The organism is Humisphaera borealis (assembly GCF_015169395.1).
Taxonomy (GTDB): domain Bacteria; phylum Planctomycetota; class Phycisphaerae; order Tepidisphaerales; family Tepidisphaeraceae; genus Humisphaera; species Humisphaera borealis.
The window spans coordinates 505043-518719 of sequence record NZ_CP063458.1 but is presented as its reverse complement, the minus strand read 5'-3'; the positions used below and the strand labels follow the sequence as shown (position 1 = coordinate 518719).

General features: G+C 58.4%; 11 protein-coding genes. All 11 read left to right on the top strand.

All coding sequences use genetic code 11. The features are described 5' to 3' along the window. Positions 1-23: 23 nt before the first annotated feature. Positions 24-1055: a phosphotransferase gene (locus IPV69_RS02045; RefSeq protein WP_206293251.1), complete on the top strand. Its 1032-nt coding sequence runs from the start codon at positions 24-26 to the stop codon at positions 1053-1055. Next, positions 1052-2335, top strand: a complete 1284-nt coding sequence (locus IPV69_RS02040) for a glycosyltransferase family 4 protein (RefSeq protein ID WP_206293250.1) — start codon at positions 1052-1054, stop codon at positions 2333-2335. Before IPV69_RS02045 ends, IPV69_RS02040 begins: the two co-directional genes overlap by 4 nt. Further along, the gene (locus IPV69_RS02035; RefSeq protein WP_206293249.1) at positions 2332-3054 is read left to right on the top strand and encodes a PIG-L deacetylase family protein; all 723 of its coding nucleotides are present in this window, start codon (positions 2332-2334) and stop codon (positions 3052-3054) included. The genes IPV69_RS02040 and IPV69_RS02035 overlap by 4 nt, the downstream gene beginning before the upstream one ends. After that, positions 3051-4910, top strand: coding sequence for an ABC transporter ATP-binding protein (locus IPV69_RS02030; protein ID WP_206293248.1), 1860 nt, complete (start codon positions 3051-3053; stop codon positions 4908-4910). Before IPV69_RS02035 ends, IPV69_RS02030 begins: the two co-directional genes overlap by 4 nt. Continuing rightward, on the top strand, positions 4907-6181 hold the full coding sequence (locus tag IPV69_RS02025; protein WP_206293247.1) for a hypothetical protein: 1275 nt from the start codon (positions 4907-4909) through the stop codon (positions 6179-6181). The genes IPV69_RS02030 and IPV69_RS02025 overlap by 4 nt, the downstream gene beginning before the upstream one ends. Positions 6182-6270: 89 nt before the next feature. Next, positions 6271-9534 carry a glycosyltransferase family 2 protein gene (locus tag IPV69_RS02020; RefSeq protein WP_206293246.1) on the top strand — a complete coding sequence of 1088 codons (3264 nt, stop codon included), beginning with the start codon at positions 6271-6273 and terminating at the stop codon, positions 9532-9534. 62 nt (positions 9535-9596) lie between these two features. Continuing rightward, a complete protein-coding gene (locus IPV69_RS02015) occupies positions 9597-10244 on the top strand; it encodes a sulfotransferase family protein (protein WP_241179956.1) in 648 nt (215 codons plus the stop codon). Between the two features lie 26 nt (positions 10245-10270). Beyond that, positions 10271-10927 carry an FkbM family methyltransferase gene (locus tag IPV69_RS02010; protein ID WP_206293244.1) on the top strand — a complete coding sequence of 219 codons (657 nt, stop codon included), beginning with the start codon at positions 10271-10273 and terminating at the stop codon, positions 10925-10927. A 129-nt stretch (positions 10928-11056) separates the two neighbouring features. Next, positions 11057-11668 (top strand): hypothetical protein, encoded by a 612-nt coding sequence (locus IPV69_RS02005; protein ID WP_206293243.1) that lies wholly within the window; start codon positions 11057-11059, stop codon positions 11666-11668. A gap of 29 nt (positions 11669-11697) precedes the next feature. Next, complete coding sequence (locus IPV69_RS02000) at positions 11698-12858, top strand: glycosyltransferase (RefSeq protein ID WP_206293242.1); 1161 nt, start codon at positions 11698-11700, stop codon at positions 12856-12858. 48 nt (positions 12859-12906) lie between these two features. Beyond that, on the top strand, positions 12907-13614 hold the full coding sequence (locus IPV69_RS01995) for a carbohydrate deacetylase (protein ID WP_206293241.1): 708 nt from the start codon (positions 12907-12909) through the stop codon (positions 13612-13614). Positions 13615-13677 lie beyond the last annotated feature (63 nt).

Here is a 13677-nt window from a genome sequence, read left to right as displayed (position 1 = left end):
GCTAATCGTCGCACAAAGCCTCAATGCAATCCCAGTTGGTCCAACCGTCCACAATCCGAGACACGGCGAAGCTTAATGCATCGTCGCCTGGGGCTCTTCGCGCGCTGACCGCCTGGTTTCAACTTCAACCAACATCGTCTCCGACAGAGGCTGCGAGGCTGACCGACGATCTGGACCGCGACGTCTATCGACTCGCTGGCGCCGGGCCTGGTGGTGAGCCGATCATCGCGAAGAAATGCAGCTGTGACGAAGCCGCCCAGGAACGCCTCGCGTACACGCAGATCCTTCCCAATTTGAGATTGGAACCGACGCTCCGCTATTTCGGAGACGTTCCGGATTCTGACGGCAAGTGCTGGATGTTCGTCGAAGACGCCGGCCCAGGCGCCTACGACATGGGCTCGCCTCGCTGCCGCCGGATCGCGGGGACCTGGCTCGGACGCTTTCACGCCTCGGCGATGATCGTCGGCAAGCACCCGTCCCTGTGCGAGCGAGGAACTGCATGGTTTGAATCCATGCTCGACGAATGCCGAAGCCTCGTCGTCGACGTGCAAACCGCAGCATTCCTGACCAAGGATGACCGCCGTGCATTGCAGGAAGTCCGAGCTTGTTGCGATCGGCTTGCCACTCGTCGTGAAGCGATTCACGCGATCTGCGCCGCGACACCTTCAACCGTCACGCACGGCGATCTGGCGGGCAGAAACATGCGGGTTCGTGAGACCCTCGTCGGTCCGACACTCGTCGTGTTCGACTGGCCCGATGTCGCCTGGGGACCACCGGCGATAGATCTTGTGATCTCAACCGACCAGACTGCGACGGATACTGCGAGTCCGGACTTGGAGGCTTACTGTGCGGCCGTTTCTGTCGCCTGGCCTGATGTGACGCGGGGCCGGGTGGAGACTCTCGCAAAGGTTGGCGAGCTGTTCTGGCATGTGTTCGCTCTGAGGCTCGATGCCGCCTCGATCGAACCCGGGTATGTCGAACGGCCCATTTCCCACATGGCCGACTACTGCAATGGAATCATGGGCGCGATGAGCGCGCTAGGTTGGAACAAATGACCCTGGCGGGAACGGGCTCAATTCCGACCGATGCCGATGCGGCATGCGAAGAGTCACCGGTACTGCCGGGGGCACCGCTCCATATTTGTCTCGTGTCGCAGGAATTCCCGCCGAGTACGGCACGTGGCGGAATCGGGACACAGACGTACCTCAAGGCACACGGCCTGGCAGCACTTGGGCATTCGGTTCGGGTGATCTCTCGAAGTAATGATGCCGAGCGGCATGAATACTTCGACGGTCCCGTCCACGTCATCCGCGTTCCTGGAATGGATCACCAGTTCGGCATTCACACGACGATCGCCGATTGGGTGACGTATAGCGCTTCCGTAGCGTCGGCGATAGCCGCCAGCCACGAGGCGTCACCGATCGACATCATCGACTTTCCGGAATGGGGCTGTGAAGGTTTCGTTCACCTGCTCAACCGGTCACAGTGGAACTCGATTCCCACCGTGATTCATCTGCACGGACCACTGGTCATGTTCGGGCACAAGATTGGCTGGCCAGAGCTCGAATCCGAGTTCTTCCGTACCGGGACAGCTATGGAGGGTGCTTGTCTTCGCATGGCCGATCGGATCTTTTCGTCCAGCGACTGCTCTCGGGACTGGTGTGCTCGGGAGTACGGTATCGATGCAGCAAACGTACCGACGATTCACACAGGTGTAGACGTTGAACTGTTCCGACCGCTCGGTGGCTCCGGGTCAGAGCAGTTGACGATTGTTTTTGTTGGAAACTTATCGCTCAACAAGGGTGTGGGAGTACTGGCCGATGCGGCGCTTCGCTTGGTATTGGAGTTTCCAAGTCTGCGGGTGAAGCTGCTTGGATCACCGAAGCCGGACCTCGCCGAATCGCTGCGCGAGCGTGCGGCCGCTTGCGGCGTGCCCAATCTGTTTGACTTCCTCGGGTTCGTCGACCGAAACGACGTGCCTAGGCACCTATCGGCAGCCGACGTCTTTGCTGCACCGTCGTGCTATGAAGGCGGACCCGGGTTCGTCTACCTAGAAGCGATGGCATGTGGGATCCCGGTCATCGCATGCTCAGGCTCGGGCAGCTCCGAAGCAGTGGTCGATGGTGAGACCGGCCTTCTCGTTCCGCCAAATGATTCCGGCGCGCTGGTCACCGCGCTGCGACGACTACTTTCAGACACAGCACTACGGCAGTCCATGGGCCAGCGCGGCCGGGCAGAGGTCTTGCGGCGGGCCGACAGTCGCAAATGCATCCGAGATATTGAAGCGTTCTACGCTCAAACGGTGGCGACCCTTCGTAGCCAGGGGGAGCGATGAATCTACTTCCAGGAGAATCCGCAGGGAACGTCGTCGTGATCAGTCCGCATCCGGACGATGAATCGATCGGCTGCGGCGGAACGATTCGGCGTCATGTGATGGCCGGAGACAAGGTCACTTTGCTGTTTCTGACATCAGGAGAAGGCGGTGGGCACGGGCGGCCTGCATCGGAGACCGGCCCGCTTCGCGAGCAGGAGGCGACCACCGCCGGAACATTGCTCGGCGTAGCGCACATCGATTTCTGGCGGTTGCCCGATGGGAAGGTTCGGTCTGACCAGACGCTCGTCTTCCGGCTGGCGGAGTATCTGAAATCCATTGATGCCCGAGCCGTGTTCGTCACGCACGAAGCGGAGGCACACCCGGATCACCGCGCGGCGGCTCGGCTCGTTCGGCGCGCGGCCGGGGAATTGATCGAACAGCGCATCGAGCCGCCTGCCCTCTGGGGCTACGAGGTATGGACACCCATGCAGGAGTTTGAGTACGTCGTCGACATCTCCGAACAGTTGACCGTCAAGCTGGAAGCGGTCCGGGCCCACAAGAGCCAGTGCGCCGTCATGCGATTCGACGAATCTGCGCAAGGGCTGGCCCGGTACCGCGGCGAAATGCATTCCTGGCCCGGCGGTGATTACGCCGAGGTGTTCCAGGAACCGCCGCCCATTCGAGCACGCCGCGCCGCTCAGGGCCGTTCCGTCGGCCGACAAGCTGGGGGACGCAAGTGAAATACATTCCTCGCGTTTTTCGATATCTCCTTCCCTATTGGCGCCTCGCAGTGGTGTCGGCACTGCTCATCCTCCTGGCGTCACTAGTCGGACTGTTGATGCCCTGGCCTTTGAAGTTCCTTGTGGACAGCGTCCTGGGAGAGGAACCCACGCCATGGTGGGTCACCGCTACATTCGGAAAGTTCGCGAGCGACCGGTACGCGATGATGTACGTCGCGGTTATTGCGGGACTGGGCGTCACCCTCCTGTCAGATCTGGTTCACGTCTTAAGCAACTACGCACAGACAAAGCTCGAGCAGCTCATGGTGCTCGATGTTCGCAGCGACCTGTTTGAACATTCGCAGCGGCTCTCGGTTTCGTACCATGAGCAAAAGCGATCGGGGATGCTGATTTACATCATCAATTCGCTCGGCGACGCCGTGGTCGGCGTGTTGATGACAATCCCGCCCCTGGTGCAAAGCGTATTGACGCTCATCGGGATGTTTATCGTTTCGATGACGATCGACCCATGGCTTGCGCTCGTCTCGCTCGTTGTGGTCCCCTTCCTCTACTACTCCGTTGGGTATTACGCAAAGCACATTCAGTCGCGGCTTTATGAAGTCCGCGGACTCGAAGGCGAGACGCTGTCAGTGATCCATGAAGCGATCTCAATGATTCGTGTGATTCTGGCCTTCGGTCGTTCAGACCATGAGTCGCACCGGCACCGCAAGCTCGGCCTGAAGGCGATCGACGCGAGGGTCAAGATCACCATCCGGCAGACGCTGTTCACGATGGCAGTCAATGCCATCACCGCCGGCGGGACGGCACTTGTCCTGGCAGTGGGTGCGCGGCACGCGCTGTCGGGAAAACTGACGGTCGGACAGTTGCTTGTCGTGCTGGCTTACATCGCCTCGGTCTACAAGCCACTTGAATCAATTAGCTACACCATCGGGGGACTGCAGGACAAGTTCGTGAATCTCGGCATCGCATTCGGCCTGCTCGACACGGAGCCAGACATTAAGGATTCACCCAACGCCCGCGCGATCGATCGTGTGCGCGGTGCAGTACGATTCGACAACGTTAAGTTCAGCTACCCCGGTCGCGAAGATACGCTCAAAGACGTCAGTATCGATGTGAAACCCGGCGAGGTCGTTGCAATCGTCGGCCCGACCGGAGCGGGAAAGAGTACGCTGATCAGTCTCCTCCCAAGATTCTACGATCCCGATGGCGGCAGGATTGAGATCGACGGGATCAATATCCATGACATTACCCTCAAGTCTCTTCGCCACCAGATCGCGCTCGTTCAGCAGGAACCGCTGCTGTTCAGCGGATCGATCATGGACAACATCCGCTACGGCCGGCTGGAGGCGACCGACGAAGAAGTGGTAAACGCCGCGAAAGCGGCCAACGCTCACGACTTCGTTGAGCGCCTGCCTGAAGGGTATCGAACCGAACTTGGCGAGCGCGGCACGAAAGTTTCCGGTGGAGAGCGGCAACGCATCGCGATCGCCCGCGCCTTCCTGAAAGACGCTCCAATCCTGATCCTCGATGAGCCGACCAGCGCGATCGACTCCAAGACCGAGCAGGTCATCCTCGACGCGCTGGACCGGCTGATGGTCGGGCGAACCACCTTCATTATTGCCCATCGCCTGTCGACGATTCGTCACGCCGACCAGATCGTCGCGATCGAAGCCGGGCGGGTGGTCGAGAGCGGTACGCACGATGCGTTGCTGCTGCGAAACGGGCTGTATCGCCAGCTATATGACATCCAAACCGGAAAACGTCGGCGACAGAGGGATGACGATGCGATCGTCAATCCGACGGAAGTGAATGCAGACACAAGCAACTCGGATGAAGTGGCGGAGGTGATTCAATGACTGGCAAATCACCATCGCCTGATCTGGAGTTGAACGATGTTTCCGTCACACAGGGCCGTTCCGACACGCGCCCGCTTCGTGTTGACCACCCTGCCATCGGCTCCAAGCCTATCGTTCTTGTCTTGGGAATGATGAGCCGCTGGCCTGTCGCCGGCGTGGCTTGGGTAACGGTGCAGTACCTCGAAGGCTTCAGGCGACTGGGATACGACGTCTACTACGCCGAGGCCCACGGCTGTACCCAGACCAAGTTCATGCAGACCGCCGAAGACGACGGCGTCTCCCTCGCTGCAGATTACATCGGCCGCACGCTCGCGCGGTTCGGGTTCGCCGACCGCTGGGCCTACCACGATGTCCACGACACGGGTCGTTGCTTCGGGCTCTCTCGTGAGAAACTCTACACGCTCTATAAGGATGCTGGCGCCATCATCAACCTGCACGGCGGTACCGAACCCTTGCTTGAACATTCGGCAACTGGCCGATTGATCTACCTGGAAACCGACCCCGTTGAAGTGCAGATTGGCCTCGGCGAAGGGTCGCAACCCGTTCGCAATTTCCTGGACGCCCATGCGTCCTATTTCACGTGGGGCCTGAACTACGGGAAGCCCGACTGCAAATTGCCGACAGACCCAAATTATGTCTTCCACCACAGCCCGCCACTGGTAGTGACCGATTTCTGGTCTCCAAACGACCGCGGCCCGGCTGACACGTTCACGACGATCGGCAACTGGAAGCAAGGCTATAAGCAGGTCATCTTGGACGGCGAAACCTACCACTGGAGCAAGCACCTGGAGTTTTTGAAGTTCATCGACCTGCCGCGCAAGACGCCGGAGAAGATCGAACTCGCAATCAGCCCCAGCAGCATCGACGAAGCAGACACCGCCGTGCTCCGCTCCAACGGCTGGTTGGTTCGCAATGGCGTCGAAGTGTCGGCGGAGACGGAGCCTTACCGCCGATACCTACAACAAAGTCGAGGCGAGTTTACCGTCGCGAAGGACCAGAACATTCGGCTGCGCAGCGGCTGGTTCAGTGAAAGAAGCGCCCAATACCTCGCAGCAGGCCGGCCGGTAGTGACACAGGACACAGGGTTTGGTAGCGCGGTGCCCCTGGGTGAGGGTGTCTTTGCGTTCAACTCAGAGCAGGAGATCTTGTCCGCGTTCGAATCGATTCGTTCAGATTACAACCGGCATCGTAGAGCCGCATTGGACGTTGCTTGCGATCTGTTTAACTTCGACAAGGTCCTCCCAAAAGTCCTGGCATCCGTAGGCGCCTAGCCGACCGAGACTGGGTCCTTCTACTTCATCAAGTGCGAAAAACCATGGGCAAAACAAGGGAAAAGCGATCGAAGCCTACTCGCAAGCCAGTGGCACCCGTCAAGAACGGCAGTCGTGAGGCAGCGGTTTCTGCCGTGACTGACCCGGTCATGAACTCAGAACAGCGACGCCAGGAGCTTCAATCGACCCTGGACTCGCTGAGGCAGTTTGTCCCACTTCGAAACGGGACTGACAAACATGAGCTCGAATCTTTCGTCACCAGTCGGCGGATCGGCTATCAGTCGCTGGTCGAACGGATTCGGGGAATCATCCGAAGCAGGTTCTCGATCGGCGGCCCCATTCTCATTGTCAGCAAAGGTGACGATGAGCTACTGAAACTTGGCGGACGCGTCGCGTGGCACTTCCCCCGCGCCGCCGATGGCGGATATGCGGGGCATCATCCTCACGACAGCGCAACTGCCATCCAGCACCTTGAAGAGTTGCGGCGCGCCTCGGCGGAGTTCCTCTTGGTCCCGTCGACGTCTCTGTGGTGGCTCGACTTCTATGCAGAGTTTGCCGAGCACCTGAAAGCTCACTACTCGGAGGTCTATCGCGAGGAGGGCGCAGGCGTAATCTACCGGCTGGCCGTCAAGGCCGACGTTAGAAAGGCCATTGATGTTGCTGCTAGTGAGCCCAGCCCATCGGATTCCACGTCTTTGCGGATCGAAACCTCTCAAGCGTTAGGGGCAGTGGGCCGGCACAAAGACGCCTATGACGTTTTGTGCGAAGGACTGCTGGAAACTCCAGGGTCGCCTGAGCTATTGCTGGAACTCGCCCGGCGGGCCTCTGCCCGTGGGGAACATACCGATGCAAACCGTTTTGCAGAGCAAGCGATTCAATGTCCTGAAGCAGATCGAAATATCTATTTTGAACTCGCAAAGATGGCTTGGGACGCCGGTCGGCTAGCAACGGTTGAGAAGCGGCTGTCGGCCATGGTGTCGCGGTTTCCGGACGACGGTCAGGCCGTTTCGGAACTCATCAACCTGTTGTGCGCCCGGATGGAGGCCCCCTCGGACCCGCCAGACCCCACGATTGCAGTCCGATTGGTCGAGGTATTGCGGTCGAAACTGCCTTGTGGACTGATCTCCAGTGACGCCCTTTTAAGGTCAGCCGAATCGCTCGGCACCACTGTAGCTCAGGATCTCGCCGCTGACTGCCTCGCAACCGCCCTTCGCAAAACCGATCCGCATTCCGCTCCGGTGAAAGACTGGCTTTTGAGGCTTCTGCGGCCAGTCGTTACCGATCCGGCGTCATTGCCCATGAACGATGCCCGCGCGTTGGCCGGGCTTTTGACCCAACTGGGCAATGGCTATCTGGTTAGTCAGCAGCGATTCAAGGCATCGGCCTGTTATTTGATCGCCAAAGCGTTGTCGCCTCTGGCACACGCCGCGCGGGTGAATCTAGGTTTCGCGGCGATTGCGCGAGGAGACGCCGTCTCGGCGATCTCGCATTTGGAAGGCGTGGATCGCGTGTACGCGGATGAGTCCAGCCTGGTCTGCTGGCCCTCCCGGGAAGGCACGGCTTGGCCTTACGATTCGTTCAGAATCGGCGATGCGTTTAACGCGCTGAAAGACCCCTCTGTCGAATGGCCCACGATCACCGTCATTACGCCTTCGTTCAATCAAGCTGCGTACGTGGAGGAAACGCTGCTCTCGATCCTGAACCAGGAATACCCCCGGCTCCAATACATTGTCGTTGACGGGGGATCGACGGATGGTACTTGCGAGATACTGGAACGTTATCGATCTCGGATTGATATCCTGATCATCGAACCCGATAAGGGACAAACTGACGCGATCAATAAAGGGCTCGCACAGGCAACTGGCGAACTGATCACTTGGGTAAACTCCGATGACCAGCTTGGCCCAGGAGCGCTGTTCATGCTAGCGGCAACCCACCTGGCCGAGGACGCTGACGTCATCGCCGGCTACTGTCTGGAGCACGCCAATCGTCAGTTCAAGTTGATTAACCTGCCGGCAGCCGATCCAAAAACCTTTAACATCGAACACCTAGCGGACATTTTCCATTTCTGGCTTAAAGGACACTTCTTCTACCAGCCCGAGGTGATCTTTACCCGGCGAATCCTTGACCGTGTCGGACCCGAGCTGAACCGGAATCTGTACTTCACAATGGATTACGAGTTCTGGTGTCGCTGCGCCAAGGCCGGAGCCCGTTTTGCAAAGGCTAGGTGGCCGGTGGCAATGTTCCGAAAGCACGATGCTCAGAAGACTTCTGACCTGGATCGAACCGTGATCGAGCAGGGTGAAGTCCGCGACACCTTCGTTAAGCCGGGACCTGATTTTGAGCGCAAGCTGGAGATCGCAGGTCGTTTGGCGAAGGGGTTTTCGACGCCCACGCCCCGCTTGACTGTCGTCAGTACTCGCGCCCCGCGATTTTTCTCGCCTGACACGGCTCGCGAACTCTCGGATCAGCCGATCGAAGGCGTCAATGTTCGCTTCATCTCGGATTTGGCAAAGATCGATCCGGATGATCCAAGTCCGGTTCTGCTGCTGGTACACCTGCATAATGAGCAGGCGGGCCTTCGCAAACTCAGAGAGGCCAAGTACCGAGCTCCGGTCATCGGCTGGCACTGGGACAGTCATCACCACGTGTTCGAGAATTTCCGGTGTTCTGCCGACCTCGACCTGTTTTCATCCGGCCACGCATTCTCGGGCGGTTACCTTCGTGCTTCCGGTCGCATCATGGTTGAAAGCGTTCCCCTCTGCGTGACCCAGTGGACAAAAGCCGAGGCAGCTGAGCTATACGTTAGATTCTCCAGAGCAACACGGAAAGACTCGCTCTATGGCGGCTTTGTTCGCTATGAGTTTGCCAGGCGACGAAACACGCTCATTGAACAACTGCGATATCGAGGGATGGAAGACGTTTATTTTCTCGAAGAATCGGAGTCGGGCGCTTACTTCAATCGGTCAGCGGAAGAAAGATTCCGAGACTGGACTACCTACAAGACATCGCTCTGCCTGCCGCTGGGTGGCGACCTGTCCATGCGATTTTTCGACGCCCTTTTGACTGGCCAGATCCCGATCGTTCCGCGCGATGTCCATGACTTGGATTTAGTCATTTCCCCTGAGCTTCAACAGGAACTGCCGGTCATTCGATTCGATCAATATGACCCCGAGCAAGTATGCGCGGCACACGCGACCGCGCTCGCAAGATATGATCTTGACGGCGCCGCGGGTGCGCACAAGCGGCATCTCTATGCACTTGAGAACCATATGATGTCGCAACGGTTGGCACAGTTTATCAGGCTACTGAAGCAACATGGTGCCCCTTATCGAGGGAGAGTGTCGCAGTGAACAGGTATCTCTTCGTTCATATTCCAAAGACAGCGGGCGTGAAGATTAGACACAACATTCATATGAATGCGAACTACCCTGACACGCGCATCTGCGTGCAGGAAGAGGGTGAGGATCTTCGATATTACACGGACAAGGAACTGGCCGATTTCGACCTGATTTCAGGCCACTTTGGCTTTGCCATTCGCCGGCGGCTTGAAGCCGACCGCCACTGCATCACTATTCTGCGGGAACCGATCTCCCGAATCATCTCGGGATACCATTACTGGAGGACACTGGTCGACACGCCGCTGGGAAACGCTTGCAATTCCATGGACATCTATCAGTTTTCTCAATCCCTAGACCCGACGGTCATTGAGTTTATTGACAATGCCCAGACCTGGCAGTTGTTCTGGGACTATACGACTGCGGCCCGCCGACGGTTCGAAAAGATTCCTCCATCGGAGGTGCTCGCGACCGCGCGAAAGAACCTTCGATCGTTCGATTTCGTTGGAGTTCAGGAGAACATGCCGGGCGTTCTGAGCACGATGGCCACTCGATTCAATTGGCGATGGACGGATGACGTCGCTGATCGCATCAACTCGTCCCCTAATCCAAAAGCCGCAGGAGAGGTCGATCTGAAGCGGCTTCGCGAATCGCTGGGTTCTAAGGTTCGACTGGACGACGAACTCTATCAGTTGGCCCTTCAGCTTTTCCGTAAAGCACATTAACGCCTAATGCTCTGGGAGGTCCTGTTATGCGAGAACTCGAAGATCTGTTCCGCCATCTTGGCAATCGCGGGTTCCGCCCGCGAACCGTCATTGACGTCGGCGTCGCGCATGGCACGCATGCTTTGTACGCTCAGTTCCCTGACGCGTATTACCATCTATTTGAGCCCGTCGCCGAGTTCGAGAAAGACATCCGCTGGCACTTAACCCGGCTCCGCGGCGAGTATTGGCCCGTTGCTCTATCCGACAAACCAGGGGTTCAGTCGCTGTTTTTGACGGGACAGTCTGATGGTGCGTCGCTCATGCACTCGGACGTGCCACCCGAAAATCCGCAACTCCGCCAGGTTGAGGTATCGACCCTGGACACGGCGTTCAAAGATAAGACCGTGGAAGGGCCGATCCTGCTAAAAACCGATTGTCAGGGCGCGGACCTTAAGGTCATTCAGGGCGGATTGAATTTTGTCACCCATTGCGACGTGATCGTTCTGGAAGTCGGCATGTTCCATTATTGGGGCCCATCGACTCCGGACTTCACAGATGTCATCCGCTACATGGCGGATATTGGATTCGTAACTTACGACGTGGTCGGACACATGGATCGGCCGCGTGACGGAGCTCTGGGACAAGTCGATGTGGCCTTCGTCAAAAGAGACGGGATGTTTCGCGACAGTCATAAATGGTCGTAACACGGGACTCCAACCCGTGCCCAGACCGCGACGCCCGGGATTGACCGATTCTGTGCGATTTTGAACTATAGGTTTGGGCAACGGGTTAGAACATGGCTAGAAACCCGTGCTATAGCCGGCTCGACTGCAATGCCTGCTGTATCAGTCGCCACCTTCAAAGGATGGTCATCGAAGATGCTGCCTACCTGCTCATTCCGATCGTACTGTGCTCTGGCATGTCTGCTCCTAGTCTTACTCGCTGCAGGATGCAATAAAGATGACGACAAACCCCGTGATTCCGCCGAGCGCGAAGTCACAGCTAAGGCTGCCGGGCTGACCGACGACTATGTGAATCAGGGGAAAGATACTCTCGGCAGGTACTGGTTTGAAAAAAAAGGTGCCGAAGCAGGCCCACCCCAGAAGCGAATGTTCGATCCGAAAGAGGGCAAGCTCTACCGGGCCACACAGGACGCGTCTGGAAAATGGAAACTGACCTGGCTCAATGCTCCCCCTCCTCCCGTAGTCCCCAAGCCAGAGTATACCGCGCAATCCCTGGGACTGGGCGAGGGCGCGACCGATCAAGGTAAGGATCCGATGGGGCGGTACTGGTTCAGGGTCCCAGCGACCGCGGCTGACGGCTCGAAAGATTGGTTCAACATGCAAAGCCGCGTCTATGACCCAAAGACCAAGATCCTTTACTCCGCGGTCGAGTCGTCAGATGGAAAATGGACGTTGACAGCCATCGAACCGGCGCGTCCGTGAGCCAGTCTGCGCATCCAAATGTAGGGCTCATGCATCGACCTGGCCTGGCCATCTCCGCTTCTCTCGCCCAGCGTCCCGGCATCGGCGGACATGCATGGGTCATTCTGCAATACCTGCTCGGCTTTCGGCGGCTTGGGTATCGCGTGTTGTTTCTGGATTCGCTCTCAACCGACATGTGTGTGGATCGTCAGGGCAAACCGGCCGATTTTGCCAGCTCTTGGAACCTGACCTACTTCATGGACGTGATGCGGCAGTTTGACCTCGCCGACTCCTTCTCGCTCGATTTCAACAATGGACAGGCAGTGGTCGGAGTTCCACGCTCCCAGGTGATCGAACAACTGCGGTCGGCGGATCTGCTAATCAACATCATGGGCTACCTGGCCGACCCGGACCTGCTGGCCGCCGCTCGGACGCGCGTTTTCCTCGACATCGACCCTGGCTTCGGACAGATGTGGCGCGACCTGGGTTGGGCCGACATCTTTGCCGGGCATGATCGGTTTGTGACAGTGGGAATGAACATCGGCCGGCCAGGATGCCTCGTTCCGACGTGCGGGCTGGACTGGATTGCTTCTTCGCCACCGATCGTGCTTGAGCATTGGCCGGCGGTCACAACCCGCCCGGCGAGGGATCGCTTTACCAGCGTCATCAGTTGGCGAGGACCATTCGGGCCGATCGATTTTCGCGGTAGAACGTTCGGGCTTCGCTGTCATGAGTTTCGCAAATACGCCGAACTACCCAAGAACACGGGCCTGCCATTCGAGCTGGCACTGGACCTTCACCCTGACGAGGCGAAGGATGCCGCGATGCTTGATGCCGGCGGCTGGAAGCGCGTGAGCCCCCGACAGGTTGCCTGCACGCCGGACGACTACAGACACTATGTTCAGGGGTCGTGGGCGGAACTCATGATCGCCAAGAACCTCTACGTCGACACTGCCGGCGGATGGTTCAGTGATCGGACTGTCTGCTACCTGGCCAGCGGCCGACCGGCGCTGGTGCAGGATACCGGGCTGCGCGACCATTACCCGCTTGGCGAAGGACTGGTAACCTTCTCCAGCCCACAGGAAGCGGCGGAAGGCGCTTTTCGCATCGCTCGAAACTACGCATTTCATTCGCGACGCGCCCGCGAGATCGCCGAGGCCTATTTCGATTCAGACCGCGTGTTGAGCAAATTGTTAGAGAGAATAGTGTGAACTGCGAGACAGCCCGCGTGAGAGTTGAATGAGCCTGTGGTGCATCAAATGGTGAAACGCCTCATCGTCAACGCCGACGATTTCGGCCAGAGTCCTGAGATCAATCGCGGAATCCTGCACGCCCATGCGTATGGCATCGTCACCAGCACGAGCGTTCTTGTCCGCTGGCCGGCGGCGGCGGAGGTGACGAATGTCGTTCACGATTATCCCCAGCTCGGACTCGGCCTGCATGTCGACCTCGGCGAATGGGCCTGTCGAAATGGAGAATGGTATCCTCTTTACCGCGTGCTATCCGAGGCCGCCGAGAGTTCATCGGATGCGGTGTCGGCAGAGGTCATGCGGCAGTTGTCCTCTTTCCGCGCCTTGACTGGAAAAAACCCGACGCACCTCGATTCGCACCAGCACGTTCACCGTTCTGAACCGCTAAGGTCCATTCTGCTGGATCTTGGTCAGGCACTGCAGATACCGGTCCGCCACTTCAGTCCGGACATTCGGTACGTCGGTGATTTCTACGGTCAGACCGGGACCGGGGAGCCGTACCCAGAGGGGATCACGGTGGAGTCATTGCGCAGGGTAATTGCATCCCTGGCGGACGGGACCAACGAACTGTGTTGTCATCCGGGGCTTGGCGTCGACCATGATTCACCCTACGCGCACGAGCGGATGCAAGAGTGTAATGCATTGTGCGATCCGACCGTTCGACACAGCCTGGATGCCGCGCAATGCTGTCTGGTGTCATTCGGTGCGCCGCGATAATCCTCTACTACGTCATGCGCCATGCCATGACATCTGCTGCTGATAGGGTGGGGCTACCGCAAC